Here is a 16601-nt window from a genome sequence, read left to right on the forward strand (position 1 = left end):
CCGGGCAGCTGGATCAGAGGTCAGTCCACCTTGGTCAACTGGATCTGGAACTCACCAAGGCACCGATAAGTCCCGCTGAGGGTCGCCGGGTCGAACGTCTCCGAACAATCGCCCTGGAATGTGCGGGTCCACACGCCACCTTCCTGGTGCAGGTCGCGAGTTGCTCCGCCGGGCACCTCCAAGCGCAGACACCCCTCGCCGCACGGCGTGAATATGTACGTCTGCGTCGTAGTCGAGCCGCCGGCGTTGGTCACCACACCCGAATATGTCCCGGAAAGTCCGTCAGCGGATGCCGGGCCGGTGCCCAACGCCGAGATGCCCGCGATGACTGCGGCCACACCCAAGATCCGAATTGACCCCATAGTCACTCTCCTGTTGTCACGCTCCTGTGTAAGGGCGCCTGGTGACGGCGCTGCCAAATAGATTAGATGGAAGTCCGACAGGCGCTTTCAGCCTCCATGGGCGAACTCTTCGCACGCCATGTTGAAGTGAATCTGTCAGGCCGGCGCTACCCGTTTCCAGGCCATACCCACGGGTCAGGTGGCGCTGCGGCCGTCTGTCAACGCGCGCAGCAACTCCTCATCGGGATCTTTCACCGCTGAGTCCGGCGCTCCGTCGGTGAGCAGTCGGCGCCACCGTTCCAGGTCGAAATCCAGCGGCACCGTGTTGGTTATGAAGTCGTCGACCAGGTCGGCGAACCGTAGCGGGTCGTCACGGAACGGGAAATGACCGGAATCGACGAAGGTTTCCAGCCGCGAATGCGGCATGGCGGCGTGCGCGAGCTTGGCGTGCGCATACGGCAGCACCAGATCGTGGGTCCCCCAGACGATCATGATCGGGAGTCGTTCGGTGAGATAACTGCGGTCGAGCATGGTGACCATCTGCCCGCGCCAATCCACCACGGCGCGCAGCGTCCGCACGAACGCCGCCCGCTTGTTCGGTGAACGCAGATCACCGAGCACCCGCAGGATCTCAGGAAGATCGGCCAGAAGCGGCGGCAGGCTCACCTTGTCGACCTGCCACCGAGCCATCCGAAGCGCCGTCTCGAACCCCGGCACCGACAGCGCGGCCAGCACTTGCGGTGCGGCCGGCAGCGACGCCAGCCGCAACGCGGGGTTGACGTCGCGCGTCACACCGCCGGCAGCCACCAACACCAGCCGATCAACCATCTGCGGGTACTGGTAGCAGAACTGCATGGCCACCCCGCCACCCAAGGAGTGCCCGATGACCGTCACCCGGTCGAAACTCAAGACCGACAGCAGATCTCGCATACCGTTGGCGAACGCGGCCACGGAATAGTCGGCGCGCGGCTGATCCGAGAGTCCGTGACCGAGCAGATCCGGGGCGATTACCGTGTACTTCTGCGCCAGCAGTGGGATCAGCGGCTCCCAGGTCGACGAATTGTCTCCGATCCCGTGGATCAACAACAACGGTGGCCCGTCCCCGGCCACCCGATATGCCCGGCGGTATCCGTGCACGGTTCGGTATTCGACTCGGGCCGGATCATCCGAGACCGGCCGCAGTCGCGGCTTACGCGCAGCCATCCGGTGCTCCCTCATGCGCAGTTACCTACAGCTAACCGCGTACCGGCCCGTTGCGCACCCGATGTTTCAATGATTTAACGCGCGACCCGTTCCCGTCACCTGGGATGCTGCCGCAACACCGGGGAAGCAACATCGCGGCAACATCGTGCCTACGCAAACCGCCCGGCAAACTCGGTGCCGGTTCCGCTGGCCTCAACCATCGGAAAAGGCGACGCGTCAGCAACTACACGTTGAACCGGAACTCCACCACGTCGCCATCGGCCATGACGTAGTCCTTGCCCTCCATGCGCACCTTGCCGGCGGCCTTGGCGGCTGCCATCGAACCGGCCTCGACCAGGTCGTCGTAGGAGACCACCTCGGCCTTGATGAAGCCCTTCTCGAAGTCGGTGTGAATCACCCCGGCCGCCTTGGGGGCGGTGTCGCCCTGATGGATGGTCCAGGCCCGGGCCTCCTTGGGCCCGGCGGTCAGATAGGTCTGCAACTTCAGTGTGTGAAAACCCGCGCGCGCCAGCGCATCCAGGCCGCGCTCACTTTGGCCGATCGACTCCAGCAGCTCCATCGCCGACTCGTCGTCGAGCTCGGCGAGTTCGGCTTCGATCTTGGCGTCGAGGAACACCGCGTCGGCCGGGGCCACCAGCTCCCGCAGCTCGGCGACCCGCGCGGCATCGGTGAGCACCGACTCGTCGGCGTTGAACACATACAGGAACGGCTTGGTGGTCAGCAGGTTCAGCTCGCGCAGCGGAGCGGGGTCCACCCCGGCGGCGAACAGGGTCTTGCCGCTGTCGAGGATCGCCGCGGCGGCCACCGCAGCCTCGTGCACGGGCTTGCGGTCCTTGTTGTTGCGGGCTTCCTTCTCCAGCCGCGGGATGGCCTTTTCCAGGGTCTGCATGTCGGCCAGGATCAGCTCGGTGGCGATCACCTCGATGTCGGCCTCGGGGTCCACCTTGCCGTCGACGTGCACCACGTCGTCGTCGGCGAAGACGCGCACCACCTGGCAGATGGCGTCGCACTCGCGGATGTTGGCCAGGAACTTGTTGCCCAGACCGGCGCCCTCGGACGCGCCCTTGACGATGCCGGCGATGTCGACGAATGTCACCGGCGCGGGCAGGATCCGCTCGGACCCGAAGATCTCCGCCAGTTTGGTCAGCCGGGGGTCGGGCAGCGGCACCACACCCTCGTTCGGCTCGATCGTCGCGAACGGGTAGTTGGCGGCCAACACATCGTTGTGTGTCAGCGCGTTGAACAGGGTCGACTTACCGACGTTGGGCAACCCCACAATTCCCAGACTCAGGCTCACGGGAAGCCAAGTCTAAGCCCGGGGGCGTGCCGCCGTGCGCCCCCGCCGTTGACAGCCGGTACCGTCAGTGTGTGGCAGTAGCGCGGGAGAAGTCGGCAGTGGCCGCTGACCACCGTTCGATTTTGCCGAGCATCGCCGGTTTGCCGTGGTGGAGCGCCGTGGCAGTCGCGGTGGTCGCGACCGCGGTCGGAGTGGCGTTCGACGCCGGCTCGGGCGATAAAGAACTGAGCATCGTCTTCTCGGCCCTCTACGCGATGGGCTGTATCGCAGCGGTGCTCATGGTGCAGCAGTCGGCGGTGTTCACGACGGTGGTCCAGCCGCCGTTGATCCTGTTCGCCACCGTGCCCAGCGCATACTGGATGCTGCGAGGTGGGGGCTTCCCCGGCCTCAAGGCCATCATCATCAACTGCGGATATCCCCTGATCGAACGTTTCCCGCTGATGCTGTTCACCGCCGCGGCCGTGCTGTTGATCGGGATGGTCCGCTGGTATCTCGGGATGCTGGACGGCCCCGCGAAGCGCGCCACCGAGGACGACGACACCCCGAAGCGGGGCACGCTCAGCGATCGAGTCGGCGCCATGCTCACCTCGGCGCTGACCCGCAACCCCGCGCACGCCATCGAACAGCCCGCTGCCCGCAAGGAACGTCCGGGGCAGCGTCCCCGCCGCCCCGGTGCAGAATCCCGGCGGAACGCGCGCACGGGTGCGGGTTCCCGCACGCGTTCCGGCTCCTCCGAGCGCCGTGGCGCGAACGGCTCGACGCCCACGCGTTCGCGGCACGTCCGGCCAGACATGGACGGCCGCGCCGCGGAGCAGCCGCGTCCGCGCCGCCGGCCGGCAGCCGACGGCCGCGACGAGCCCCTGCGGCGGCGGCCAGCCCCCGAGGCGCGCGATGAGCGTCAACCCCGGCGGCGCCCGGCGCCCGACTGGCAAGACCAGCCGCGACGGCGCCCGCGCCCGCCCCACGACTCGGCACGCACCGCAGATCCGAGAGCCAACCGGGATCCGCGTGGGCGCAGCTACCGCCCCGCCGACCCAGCCGAATCGATGCCCCGACGCCGGCCTACGGGCGGCGAGGGTCGCGGTAATGGCACCGGCACCCGGCACCCCGTTTCGCAGGTGCGCTACCGCAGGTCCGGCGACACAGCCGACGCGCCACCCCGTGGCAGCACGCGTCAACCAAGCGAGGAAGCCGACTCCTGGGAGTTCGACATCTAGACCACGCATCCCGGTAGCGGGGTGCCGTTCCGTGCGCCCGTGTCGAGCCGGAATCGCGCGACGCGCCCAGCGCGTGTCGTGCAGCGTAATTCCGGCTCGGCAGCAGCGGGCCCCCCTCGGCGGCAGCGGGCCCCTCGGCGACAGCGGGCCAGGCCATTCCAGGAGGCGAGGCCGGCTGAGGTGCTGGTAGGACCAAGCTCCTGCTGGTCCGGGGTGAGTCGTCGACACCACCTGAAACTGGTTCCGTGCAGCTATCTCGACCCCTTTGATAATGGCCTATTCCGCTGTTCGGGCACCAAATCTGCTCATTTACTGTGAATCTAGCTGCCAACTTCCTGTGCACACGACATTGTTACGGGCGTCGCATCCCCGCCCGGAATGAGAGCACTCGCACCGGCGCCGACGGTCGGCAACCACGGGGTTGACCTGGGGCAAACTGGCAGTATATTCGCAGGTCACCGTATGCATTCGGCACACGGTCCACCGCGCCCGCCACGATGACGGTAGCGCCGGCTCCGGTACGGCCGTTTCAGCGGCAAATTCCGCGTTAATGACCATTCTTGGGGCTTTTCCGCCCCGCCCCGATATTCGCCATCCACCCGTCCTAAAGTCGGCTCGGCGCCGCGCGTAATACGGCAGCGCTTTACCCCCATTAGTCGCCGCCGGAGATCTGACCCATGTCCCAGAACCTGATCGTTCCGACCGAAAAGCCGCGCAACGGCCTGGCCGGTCTCAAGCACTGGCGCTATGACCTCCGGTCGGGCTTCACGGTGGCCATGATCTCGCTGCCGTTCTCGATGGGAATCGCCATCACCTCGGGCGCTCCGCCGATCTGCGGGATCGTGTCGGCGATCATCGCCGGTTTTGTCCTGCCGTTCTTGGGTGGCTCGTATGTGACCATCAGCGGCCCGGCGGCGGGACTGGCGCCGGTCCTGTTCTCCGGCATGATCACGCTGGGACAGATCCGCCTGGGCGAGGGTGCCTCGAAATCCGAATTGCTTGCGGCGGGATATCCCCTGGTTCTGGTTGCGATCGCCTTTGCGGGGATCGTGCAGTTGATCCTTGCCAAGTTGAAGGTGGCCCGTCTGAGCGCCATCTTCCCGGCTGCGGCCATTCACGGCATGCTGGCGGCGATCGGCCTGATGATCATCGCCAAGCAGATCCCACTGTTCATGGGTGTGCACTTCGAGGCTCACGAATTCTGGGAGATCCTGGCCGAAGTCCCCCGCCATGTCGGGTCGATGCACCCTCAGGTCTTCGTCCTGGGGATCAGTTGCCTGGCGGGACTCTTCGTGCTGACGGCGCTACCCGGGCGAATGCTGAAGGTGCTGCCGCCTCCCGTCTGGGTGTTCTTCCTCGGCACGCTCGCCAGCGTATTCATCCTCAAGTTGGACAGGCAGTACCTGATCGACGTCCCCAATTCGGTGATGGACGGGGTCGTTATGCCCCAGTTCGGCACCGTGTTCGCCCATCCCGAGCTATGGCTGTCGCTGGCCTACCTGGTGATCACCCTGGTCTTGATCGACGGCGCCGAGTCCCTGGCCACCATCGCGGCCGTGGACAGGATCGACCCCTTCCGCCGCCGCTCGGACCCGGATAAGACCCTGCAGGCCATGGGCGCATCCAACGTCGCCTCCAGCGCGCTCGGTGGATTGACCATCATCCCCGGCATGATCAAGAGCACCGCCAATATCCTGGGCGGTGGCCGGACCCAGTGGGCCAACTTCTACAACGCCTGTTTCCTGCTGATATTCGTGCTGCTGTTCAACGACCTGATCAACATGGTCCCGTTGGCGGTGTTGGCCGCCGTCCTGGTGTTCATCGGCTACAAGCTGTGCAAACCCGCGGTGTGGCTCAATGTCGCACGGGTCGGCACCGAGCAGTTCGTCATCTTCGCGATTACCCTGCTCGTGACGTTGACGACCGACCTGCTCGTCGGCCTTCTCGCCGGCGTCGCCGTGAAATTGGTGCTGAATCTGTGGTTGGAGAGTCTGTGGCACACTGCGGGCAACCGCGCGGATTCGGCCAACCCGAGTCTTGTCAGCCGGTTGCTCGGACTCTTCCGCAACCCCGTGTCGCACCGGGATTTCGATGCGGGCACCTACCACCTGTACCTGGACGGTTCGCTGGTGTGTTTCAACCTGTTCCACATGATTCGGGAGTTGGGGCGGTTTCCGCAGGGTACCGAGACGGTGCGACTGCACTTGAGCTGGCGCGTGCCGCTCGTCGATCACACGACCAGTGAGACCCTTCGGTATTTCCTCGAGGAGTTCAGCGGCCGGGACGACAGGCCGACGCTGGTGATCGAGGGGTGGGACCGCATGCGGCCCCTGTCCAATCACCAGACGAGTACGCGGATTGCCCTGGCCAGCCTCGATGCGTTGGAGCGCCCCCAAGCAACGGATTGACGACCACCTAGCGCAACTCGACGCCGCGCCGGCGATGATCCGCGCTAGCGGCGATTGGACCGGATCTCGCGGGGCAGGGCGAACACCAGGGTCTCGTTGGCGGTGGCCACCGGGAACACCGCGCCGTAGCCGTATTCGGCCAAGCGCTCCAGCACACCGCGGACCAGGATCTCCGGCACCGACGCACCCGAGGTGACGCCGATGGTCTGCACCGCCCCGGTTTCGGGAGACAGCCACGCGGGGTCGATGTCTTCGGCGTAGTCGACCAGGTGGGCGGCACCGGCACCAGCGCCCAGCGCCACCTCGACCAGCCGGCAGGAGTTCGAGGAGTTCCGCGAGCCCACCACGATCACCAGCTCGCACTCCGGGGCCATCGCTTTGACCGCGGTCTGACGGTTCTGGGTGGCGTAGCAGATGTCGTCGCTGGGCGGGTCCTGCAGGTTCGGGAACCGCTCACGCAGCTTGACCACCGTCTGCATCGTCTCGTCGACGCTGAGCGTGGTCTGCGACAGCCACACGACCTTGTTCTCGTCGCGCACCTGCACCGTGTCCACCGCGTCGAGTCCGTCGACCAGCTGCACGTCGTTGGGGGCTTCGCCGATGATCCCGACGACCTCTTCGTGGCCGGCGTGGCCGATCAGCAGGATGTCGTAGCCGTCGCGGGCGAATCGCTTGGCCTCGTTGTGCACCTTGGTCACCAGTGGGCAGGTCGCGTCGATGACCCGCAGTCTGCGGTCGTTGGCCGATTCGTGCACGGTCGGTGCCACGCCGTGCGCGGAGAACACCACCATCGCACCTTCGGGGACCTCGTCGGTCTCGTCCACGAAGACCGCACCCTTGCTGGTCAGGGTGTCCACCACATGCTTGTTGTGCACGATCTCGTGCCGCACATACACCGGAGCGCCGTGCTTCTCCAGCGCCCGCTCGACGGTCTCGACCGCCCGGTCCACGCCCGCGCAGTACCCGCGCGGCTCCGCCAGCAGCACCCGCTTGCCGGTATGGGTGGCAGGGACCGGCGCCCCCGGGCTGGCGGAGGTCTCCACAGGGAGGGTCGGCGGCATGGCAACCAGCGTACGGTCTGCCGACGCGAGACCGCCAGCTCGCGCCATGCCGGTCAATACTTGGAGATGACAGTCAGGTAAGGCAGGCTAAGGGCCATGGCAACTGCACCCTTTGGAGTCCGGCTTCTGGTCGGCGCGGCCACCGTCGCGGTCGAGGAGACCCTGAAGCTGCCGCAAACCATCCTGACCTACCCGATGACCCTGGCCAGCCAGGCCGCACACGCCGTGATGCGCTGGCAGCAGGGCGTCGCCGAGCTGGTCAACAAAGGCGACAGCACCCTCGAATCACTGTTCCCGCCGAAGGACGAACAGCCGGAGTGGGCAACCTTCGACGAGGATGTCGAGGACAGCTTCGACGGCGGTACCGCGACCTTCGACGACGACGCCGACGGCGCACGCACCGAGGGGCGGTTCGCCCTGTATTCGTTCAGCGAAGACGGGGCCACCCCACCGAGCGCATCCGTCGATGACGACGCCCCGACCGGCCGTAACGGTGCCGCGGACTCTGCGGTGCCCACCCCGGACCTGGTCGACGAACTCGACTACGGCTCGCTGACCCTGGCCCAGCTGCGCGCCCGGCTGGCGTCGCTCAGCGTCGACGAGCTGGAAACCCTGCTCGCCTACGAAGAGGCCACCAAGGCCCGCGCACCGTTCCAGACGCTGCTGGCCAACAGGATCGCCCGCACCACCGCGAAGTGACCTCCCCCGGCCCGGGCGAATCCGCCGAAACCCCATTCCCGGTCCGCGCGGTTGCCATCCGGGTCAAGGGGTGGATCGACCGGCTTGGTTCGGTGTGGGTGGAAGGGCAGCTCACCCAGATCAATCTGCGCCCGGGCGTGCGAACCGTCTTCATGGTCCTGCGCGACCCCGCCGCCGACATGTCCCTGACGGTGACGTGCACCCCGGAACTGGTGGCTTCAGCGCCGGTCAAGCTGACCGAAGGCACCCAGGTGGTGGTCTGCGGCAAACCCAACTTCTACACCGCCCGGGGCAGCTTCTCGCTGCGTCTGAGCGAGATCCGCGCCGTCGGCATCGGTGAACTGTTGGCCCGCATCGAACGGCTGCGCCGGCTGCTGGACGCCGAGGGATTGTTCGATCCGCGGCTCAAACGGCCACTCCCCTTCCTGCCGGGCACCATTGGGCTGATCACCGGGCGCGCCAGCGCCGCCGAGCGCGATGTCATGTCGGTGGCCGGCACCCGGTGGCCGGCGGTGCGCTTCGCGGTGCGCAACACCGCCGTGCAGGGCCCCACCGCCGTCGCCCAGATCGTCGAGGCATTGCGCGCCCTGGACGCCGACCCGGCCGTGGAGGTGATCGTGCTGGCCCGCGGCGGCGGCAGCGTCGAGGACCTGCTGCCGTTCTCCGACGAAACCCTGTGCCGGGCGATCGCGGCGTGCCGCACCCCGGTGGTCAGTGCGATCGGTCACGAACCCGACAGCCCGCTGTGCGACTTGGTCGCTGACCTGCGCGCCGCCACCCCCACAGACGCGGCGAAGCGGATCGTTCCCGATGCCGCCGCCGAACAGGCGCTGGTCGACGATCTGCGCCGGCGCAGCGCGCAAGCCGTACGCCACTGGGTGGTACGCGAGGAACGCCTGCTCACCCAGCTGCGCAGCCGCCCCGTGCTGGCCGACCCGCTGCACGCGCTGACCAGGCGCAGCGAAGAGATACAGCGTGCCCTGGCAGCGGTGCGCCGAGAGGTCACCCGGCTGGTCGACGTGCAGAGCGAACGGGTCGAGCACCTGGCGGCACGGCTGGCTACCCTGGGCCCGGCGGCGACATTGGCGCGTGGCTACGCGGTGGTCCAGACTGTCGGCGCAACGGGGCCGCACGTACTGCGGTCGGTCGAGGATGCGGCGGCCGGCACCCGGTTGCGAATCCGGGTGGCCGACGGGGCCGTCGCGGCGACGAGTGAGGGGTGTGTCGATGGCAGCTGAACAAGCCGATCCGGTGACACCCGTTAGTGAGCTCGGCTACGAACAATGCCGCGACGAGCTGATCGCCGTGGTGCAGCGGCTGGAGCAGGGCGGGATGGATTTGGACGCATCGCTGAGCCTGTGGGAAAGGGGCGAACAGCTGGCCAAGCGGTGCGAAGAACACCTGGCCGGCGCCCGACGCCGAGTCCAGGAAGCGCTGGACTCCGAGCCCGGCGACGACGACCGGGTGTGACTTACCTCTCCGGAGCGCGCCCAGAATTGAAACACGTTCAGTTATGCTCGCCCAATGGGTGATCCTGCACTGACCACTGAACTCGGCCGGGTATTGGTCACCGGAGGTTCCGGCTTCGTCGGAACCAATTTCGTCAAGACGCTGCTGGAGCGCGGCTACCAGGTGCGGTCCTTCGACCGCGCGCCGTCGAGCCTTCCCGACCACCCCAACTTGGAGAAGGTCGAAGGCGACATCTGTGACCCGCAGACCGTGGCCGCGGCGGTCGCCGATATCGACACCGTGTTCCACACCGCAGCCATCATCGATCTGCAGGGCGGCGCGAAGGTCACCGACGAGATCCGCCGGCGCAGCTTCGCGGTCAACGTCGACGGCACCAAGAACCTGGTGCAGGCCGGACAGCGGGCCGGGGTGAAGCGGTTCGTCTACACCGCCTCCAACAGTGTCGTGATGGGCGGCAAAGCCATCTCGGGCGGCGACGAGACCATGGCCTACACCACCAAGTTCAACGACCTCTACACCGAGACCAAAGTGGTGGCCGAGAAGTTCGTGCTGGGCGAGAACGGCATCAACGGCATGCTGACCTGTGCGATCCGGCCATCGGGCATCTGGGGCGACGGCGACCAGACCATGTTCCGCAAGCTGTTCGAAAGCGTGGTCGCCGGCCACGTCAAAGTCCTCATCGGCAGCAAGCACGCCAAGCTCGACAACTCCTACGTGCACAACCTGATTCACGGCTTCATCCTGGCCGCGCAGCACTTGGTGCCCGGCGGATCGGCGCCCGGCCAGGCCTACTTCATCAACGACGGCGAACCGATCAACATGTTCGAATTCGCCCGCCCGGTCGTGGAGGCGTGTGGTGAGCATTGGCCCCGGCTGCGGGTCTCGGGGCGAATGGTGCGCGACGTGATGTTCGCCTGGCAGTGGCTGCACTTCCGCTTCGGCCTGCCCGAGCCGCTGCTGGAACCCGGTGCGGTGGAACGGCTTTACCTCAACAATTACTTCTCGATCGCCAAGGCCGGCTGCGACCTCGGCTACCGGCCGTTGTTCACCACCGAGCAGGCCATGGCTGACTGCCTGCCCTACTACAAGGAGCTCTTCGAGCGGGTCAAGGCCGAGGCACATCCGCACCTGGCGACTGTGGTCGCCGAGCCGCATCCCGAGTAGTCCGGAGTCAGCGCCAAAGTTTCTCGGCAAACGCCGTATCCAGCGGCGGGTGTGCGGTGTCACGATAGCGGAGTGAACGGCGTTGGGCCGCTGTCGGAACTGCCAACCCTGGTGTGCAGTTCATGCGGCACTGGCCTGCCCGCAACCTTCAGGTTCTGCAACGAGTGCGGAACGGCGGTTGCACCGGCCGCGACACCGGCCGAATACAAACAGGTGACGGTGCTGTTCGCCGACGTGGTGCATTCGATGGAGATCGCCACGACGGTCGGCACGGAGCGTCTACGCGAGATCATGGCCGCCCTCGCCGACCGCTGCGCGGCCGTGATGCGCCGTTACGGCAGCACGATCACGCAGTGGACCGGCGACGGGATCATGGCGGTGTTCGGAGCCCCGATCGCCCTGGAAGACCACGCCGTCCGGGCCTGTCTGGCTGCCTTGGAGATTCAACAGGAAGCCGCCGGCCTGGCCGTCGACGTCGGTGAGCGTGACGGCGTCGAGCTGCGGCTGCGGGTCGGGCTGAACTCCGGGGAGGTGATCGCGGGCGGTATCGGCTCGGGACAGTTCGGCTATGCCGCCGTGGGCGAGCAGGTGGGCATGGCCCAGCGGATGGAGTCTGTTGCGCCGCCCGGCGGAATCATGCTCAGCGCTTCGACAGCACGGCTCGTCGAGGGCCAAGCCGCGTTGGGTGCGGTGGAGTCGGTTCAGATCAAGGGCACCGCAGAACCCGTGCCCGCACGCCGGCTGAGGGGTATGGCCGACCGGCACCGCGTCATCCGGCGCTCGGAGTCGCGTCTGATCGGCAGGCACGGGGAGTTGGCCGTTGTGGAGGCGATCCTCGATCGTGCGATCGGGGGGCACGGCGCAGTGGCCACCGTTGTGGGACCGCCCGGCATCGGCAAGAGCCGGATGGCTCGGGAGGCCGCCGCGGCAGCGGCCGCTCGCGGACTCGAGGTGGTGTGGACCTTCTGCGAGTCACACGCCAGCGAGCTGCCGTTCCACGCCGTGTCCACACTGCTGCGGGCCAGCATCGGCGTTACCGATATGAGCGGCGAGGAAGCCCGCACGCGGGTCCGAGAGCACGTTCGACATGCCGATCCCCAGGACATGCTGCTGCTCGACGATCTGCTGGGCATCGCCGACCCCCACGTGGAGTTACCCCAGTGGGATCCCGACACCCGCCGCAGCAGGCTGACCGCGCTGATCAACGTCGCGTCCTGGGCCCGCACCGAGCCCACGCTGTTCATCATCGAGGACGCCCACTGGGTGGACACCGTCAGCGAGTCGCTGATCGCGAGTTTTCTCGCGGTGATCCCCCGCACCCCGTCAATGGTGTTGATCACCCATCGTCCCGAGTACCGGGGCGCGCTGACGCGGCGTCCCACCGCCCAGCGCATAGCGCTTGCCCCGCTGGACGATTCGGACATCACGTCACTGATCGGTCAGCTCTTGGGGCCGCACCCCTCGGTCACCGAACTGGCCGCGATCATCGCTCGGCGAGCAGCCGGAAATCCGTTCTTCGCCGAGGAGATGGTGCGCGAGTTGGCCCAGCGCGGGACATTGACAGGCGAGCACGGCAACTACGTCTGCCATGCCAGAGCCGCCGACGTCGCGGTGCCCGCCACGGTGCAGGCGGCCATCGAGGCCCGCATCGACAGGCTCAGCAGCCACGCCAAGCGCACATTGAGGGCGGCCTCGGTCATCGGGGCACGCTTCGATGCCCAACTGCTGCCCACATTGGGTGTCGACGCGGACTTCGGCGAACTGCTGGAAGCTGAGCTGATCGATCAGGTGCGCCTGGGCCCACACGCCGTGTACGCGTTTCGGCACCCCTTGATCCGCGCGGTGGTCTACGAATCCCAACTCAGATCTGATCGGGCCGACTGGCACCGCAAGGTGGCCGCCGCCATCGAAGAGGGCGCACCCGGCTGCGTGGACGACAACGCGGCGTTGATCGCCGAACATCTTCAGGCAGCCGGTGATCTGCACGCGGCGTATGCCTGGCACATGCGCGCCGGCGCCTGGTCCACCAACCGTGATCTGGTCGCCGCGCGCGGCAGCTGGGAGCGGGCACGCCGGATCGCCGATGCGTTGCCTGCCGACTCGCCCGACCAGTTATCGCTGCGCATCACCCCGCGAACCATGTTGTGCGCCACCGACTGGCAGGCCCGCGAGGTCCAGGAGAGTCGAAGCCGATTCGAAGAGCTGCGCGCATTGTGCGAGGCCACCGGGGACGAAGTGTCCTTGGCCATCGGGATGACGGCGCTCGCCACCGAGCTGCTCTACGCAGGCCGCTCACGTGAAGGTGCGCAGTTGGCCTCCCAGCAGATGGCCCTGTTCGAGTCCATCGGCGATCGCTCTCCCACTATGGGATTGGCTTTCATGGGGTTCGTCAACTGGCTGTGCGTCGGAGAATTCGAAGCGATCGCGCGATGGTCGCAGACCATCATCGACCTGGCTGAGGGAGACCCGGCCAAAGGCGCCAACTTCGGCGTCGGATCCCCGTTGGCGATCGCGCTGGCGTGGCGGGGCACTGCCCGGTGGTGGCTGGGCCGTCCGGACTGGTACCGCGACTTGAACGACGCCGTCGAAATGGCCCGCCGAAGCAACGCCGAAACCCTCGCCAGCACCGTCGCCTGGACCTACGGTTTCGCGATGCAATACGGGGCGCTTCGGCCCAGCGCCAGCGCTGAACGCGTGTGCGAGGAGGCAGTGCAGTCCGCGCATCGAGCCAGCAGCGATCGTGCACTGGGCTTGGCCGGCTACGCCTTAGGTGTGGTGCTGCTCAGTCGAGACGGCGCGGCCGACCGTCACCGCGGGCTCGAACTGATCCTGCAGTGCCGCGACATTTGGCTGCGCAAACGCGCGCTGTTTCTCATCCCGGTCACCGATGTGTGGGCCGCACAGGAGACAGCCCGCAATGGCGACCGCGACGCTGCCATCGTGGCGATGCGCCTAGCGGTAAACGACCTGTGCCGGGTCGGCAACCTCTTCTACGGGTTGTGGGCCACCGGGGTCTTGGTGGCAACACTGCTGGAACGCGGCACCGAAGGCGATCTGGCCGAAGCCGAACGGGCGATCCAGCGACTCGCAGACCTGTGGCCTGATCAACGCCCCGCGATGTATCAGGTCACGCTTCTGCGTCTCAACGCACTGCTGTGCCGGGCCCGCGGGGATGAGGACGCCTTCACCGACATGGCTGCGCGGTACCGTGACTTGGCGGAATCGCTCGGCTTTCAAAGCCATATCGACTGGGCCGGGGCAATGTTTTCCGCGTGAGTGAGACGCGGGCGCGGGTCAGAAGAACAGCTCAAAGAGATTGTCCACCGTCCCTAAGACCGCGAACAGCGCTGGGGCTACGCCGTTCAGGGCGTCGAGGGGGACCAGACCGCCATAGGCGGCTACCGGAAGGCCGATGGCTTCCAGCAGATCCCCGGCACCCAGCTGGTCGAACAAGATGTTCGCCGCATACGCGGGAAGGCTCGTCAGCAGCGCATTGATGGCATCGGCAGCCGGCACCAACGCCGAATAGTCGTAGGCCAGTGTGTTGCTGAGCATGTCGATGATCTCTGACGGCGGTGAACTCCAGGTCACCTCCGAAACCGGGAAGCCACCGATCCTCAGCAATCCTTCCAGCACATCATCGAACGACGTCGGCTCCTGGTCGATGAAACCATGCGTGTAGAAGGCATTTGCGAATGGCATCAACGGGGCGAGCTGCTCTTCGTAACTGACCGGATTCGCAAGAGCGTCGAGTGCATCGGTGAATCCCTGCTGCACGCCGCTGCCCAGGGCCGCAGCAAGTTGGCCCAGATCGATCTGCGGGAACAACCCGAAGGTGGTGGCGACATTGGCCGGTCCCTGATTCCAGCCCTCGGTGATGCTGCCATAGCCCAGGTTCACCAGGATCCGGGTGACCGGCTCCAGCAGGTTGTAGAGCGGCTGTCCGACCCACGGTATCAACAACAGCGGCATCAGCAGCGGCAGATCCGGATTCGGAATCATGTAGTAGTCGGTCAGTCCTTCGCCGGTAAGTGTCGCCGAACCCGGTAGGAGAATGGCGTCGGCGACCTGCTCGGGAGTGATGTCCGCGTAGATGAAGTGTTCCGTGAAGTTGCCCACCAGCGCATTGAGCACTGACAGCAGGTTCAGTGGGTAGTGCGGGAAGTCTGCGGCGGCGTCGTATTCGATGGTGTAGACATCGGTGGCATACAGATTCGACGGGGTGGGTGGCCCGATGGGAACGTCCAGCGCGCTCAGGGCCCCGGTGTTACCCGATGGAAGGTCAAACGTGGTCAGCATCCCGCCGTTGGGATTGCTGGGATCGCCCAGTAGCACGAACCGCACCACATCGCTGGGCACGCCTGCCTCCTGCAACTGCGACATGACCATCGAAGCGACGGTGGACGTCTGCGAATAGCCCACAACCACGAGGGGGTTCTCGGAACTGAACTCACCGGTGGCGAGGTGACTCTGAATGTTGGCGAACATCATCGACTGGCCTTGAACCGCCGACGTGCCGAATCCCAGGGTTCGGATACCGGTGATCGGGTAGAGCCCATCGGGCACGAACCCGGGCTCCATGGCGCCGGTGAAGCCGTTGGGCTGCAGGTACAACGCGTTGACCGCATCCAGATATCGGGCGTCCGGTACTGGGCTACCACTACCGTCGTAGACCAATGCCGTACCGCCCGCGGTGAACTGAATAAAGCCGGCTTCGGACAACGGCACTTCCGCCGCCGCCGCCGGAATGCCCGCGATACCGGCACATGCGATGCCCACGGTGAGCCCTATCGAATGGGCTTGCCGGACAGTCAGAATAGACATGATCTGATTCCCCTATCCATGGAGTTACGGCTGAAATCTCCGTCAGAAGACCAGGGCGCTCACCAGTGCATCGATGATCCCGCCGTCATCGAAAACGTGGTCCGCATCTGCTCCCGCGCTGATGTCGAGCACCGGGATAACCTCGTCCAGTTCCGGGAGGCCGCCCAGGCTCGGCAAAACGGACGGCTCCACAACTTCGGCCCGGTCCAACACGCCCAAGTCCGCCGTAGCGTCGGGATCGACGATCGATATCAGGGCAGCGAGATCCACGATTGTGCTCGGATCATCCAGCATGGCAGCAGGTTCGGACATTGCTGCCACACCGACCACGGCCGTGAGAACGTCGTCAATGTCCGGGCTGTCTCCTAGCGCTGATGCCGCTCCGGTGAGCAGGACAGGATCGCTGACATCCGGGGTCGCCGAGTCATAGGGATTTTCCAAGCCGGTAACCAAGTCGTCGGCAACCGCGGGATGCGGCCCGAAGAACCACAGCACAAACGAGAGCAACCCGACGACACTGAATACGGGACCGATAATCGGAATCTCCACCAGAGCGTTGATCAGCATGAACCACGAGTCGATGGGGTTGGTGGTCCACAGCGAAGTCCACCAGTACTGCCAGAACCCCGGATCTAGGTATGAGGGGGTGTCGACGTAGGCAGGGCTCGGCACAGGCACATCGACGACACCGCCGAGGCTGCCCGCCGCCGTATCGATCGGGCCGACCACATCGATGACGTCCCAGGCGGCGGCCAGTGCCACGGTCGGCTGGCCGATGTCGGGTGCGGCCGGCGGAGTGACATGAATCAGGCCGGCGGCGATGACGGTGACACCGACAGTGACACAGGGACGAAGCGAAAGCTGCACCACCATCTCCTTCACGGGCCAGCCAGCGGCTCCTCGCCGATGGCTATCGT

General features: G+C 66.2%; 13 protein-coding genes. 7 read left to right on the forward strand and 6 right to left on the reverse strand.

From position 1 onward, the window contains the following. Nucleotides 1–20: 20 nt before the first annotated feature. The 3 genes from AWC18_RS16580 to ychF all read right to left on the reverse strand — a co-directional run bounded on the left by AWC18_RS16580 (nt 21) and on the right by ychF (nt 2841). The gene (locus tag AWC18_RS16580) at nt 21–362 is read right to left on the reverse strand and encodes a hypothetical protein (protein WP_085139432.1); all 342 of its coding nucleotides are present in this window, start codon (nt 360–362) and stop codon (nt 21–23) included. 174 nt (nt 363–536) lie between these two features. Then, complete coding sequence (locus tag AWC18_RS16585) at nt 537–1544, reverse strand: alpha/beta fold hydrolase (RefSeq protein WP_109470429.1); 1008 nt, start codon at nt 1542–1544, stop codon at nt 537–539. Between the two features lie 223 nt (nt 1545–1767). Continuing rightward, nucleotides 1768–2841: a redox-regulated ATPase YchF gene (ychF, locus tag AWC18_RS16590; RefSeq protein ID WP_064998899.1), complete on the reverse strand. Its 1074-nt coding sequence runs from the start codon at nt 2839–2841 to the stop codon at nt 1768–1770. Between the two features lie 71 nt (nt 2842–2912). Between ychF and AWC18_RS16595 the strand changes: the two genes are divergently transcribed. Both AWC18_RS16595 and AWC18_RS16600 read left to right on the forward strand, forming a co-directional pair. Beyond that, nucleotides 2913–4058, forward strand: coding sequence for a DUF6542 domain-containing protein (locus AWC18_RS16595; protein ID WP_133055004.1), 1146 nt, complete (start codon nt 2913–2915; stop codon nt 4056–4058). 677 nt (nt 4059–4735) lie between these two features. Continuing rightward, nucleotides 4736–6466 carry a SulP family inorganic anion transporter gene (locus tag AWC18_RS16600; RefSeq protein WP_085139434.1) on the forward strand — a complete coding sequence of 577 codons (1731 nt, stop codon included), beginning with the start codon at nt 4736–4738 and terminating at the stop codon, nt 6464–6466. A gap of 44 nt (nt 6467–6510) precedes the next feature. On the opposite strand, the gene AWC18_RS16605 is transcribed toward AWC18_RS16600, so the two are convergent. Then, nucleotides 6511–7527 carry a 4-hydroxy-3-methylbut-2-enyl diphosphate reductase gene (locus tag AWC18_RS16605; protein ID WP_085139464.1) on the reverse strand — a complete coding sequence of 339 codons (1017 nt, stop codon included), beginning with the start codon at nt 7525–7527 and terminating at the stop codon, nt 6511–6513. A gap of 96 nt (nt 7528–7623) precedes the next feature. Here AWC18_RS16605 and AWC18_RS16610 point away from each other — a divergent pair, with 96 nt between their 5' ends. The 5 genes from AWC18_RS16610 to AWC18_RS16630 all read left to right on the forward strand — a co-directional run bounded on the left by AWC18_RS16610 (nt 7624) and on the right by AWC18_RS16630 (nt 14136). Then, nucleotides 7624–8226, forward strand: coding sequence for a lipid droplet-associated protein (locus AWC18_RS16610; RefSeq protein ID WP_085139435.1), 603 nt, complete (start codon nt 7624–7626; stop codon nt 8224–8226). Then, entirely contained in the window at nt 8223–9464 is a 1242-nt protein-coding gene (xseA, locus tag AWC18_RS16615; RefSeq protein WP_085139436.1) for an exodeoxyribonuclease VII large subunit, read from the forward strand. Before AWC18_RS16610 ends, xseA begins: the two co-directional genes overlap by 4 nt. Further along, complete coding sequence (locus AWC18_RS16620) at nt 9454–9696, forward strand: exodeoxyribonuclease VII small subunit (protein WP_085139437.1); 243 nt, start codon at nt 9454–9456, stop codon at nt 9694–9696. Before xseA ends, AWC18_RS16620 begins: the two co-directional genes overlap by 11 nt. A gap of 54 nt (nt 9697–9750) precedes the next feature. Then, nucleotides 9751–10860: a 3-beta-hydroxysteroid dehydrogenase gene (locus AWC18_RS16625; RefSeq protein WP_085139438.1), complete on the forward strand. Its 1110-nt coding sequence runs from the start codon at nt 9751–9753 to the stop codon at nt 10858–10860. A 111-nt stretch (nt 10861–10971) separates the two neighbouring features. Continuing rightward, nucleotides 10972–14136 (forward strand): adenylate/guanylate cyclase domain-containing protein, encoded by a 3165-nt coding sequence (locus AWC18_RS16630; protein ID WP_337333733.1) that lies wholly within the window; start codon nt 10972–10974, stop codon nt 14134–14136. An 18-nt stretch (nt 14137–14154) separates the two neighbouring features. Here AWC18_RS16630 and AWC18_RS16635 read toward each other — a convergent pair whose 3' ends face one another. Together AWC18_RS16635 and AWC18_RS16640 are read right to left on the reverse strand one after the other, a co-directional pair. After that, nucleotides 14155–15684 (reverse strand): PE-PPE domain-containing protein, encoded by a 1530-nt coding sequence (locus AWC18_RS16635; RefSeq protein WP_085139439.1) that lies wholly within the window; start codon nt 15682–15684, stop codon nt 14155–14157. 42 nt (nt 15685–15726) lie between these two features. Further along, the gene (locus AWC18_RS16640) at nt 15727–16551 is read right to left on the reverse strand and encodes a hypothetical protein (protein WP_131810697.1); all 825 of its coding nucleotides are present in this window, start codon (nt 16549–16551) and stop codon (nt 15727–15729) included. Nucleotides 16552–16601 lie beyond the last annotated feature (50 nt).

The sequence above is a fragment of the Mycolicibacter nonchromogenicus genome (assembly GCF_002101775.1).
Classification (GTDB): domain Bacteria; phylum Actinomycetota; class Actinomycetes; order Mycobacteriales; family Mycobacteriaceae; genus Mycobacterium; species Mycobacterium nonchromogenicum.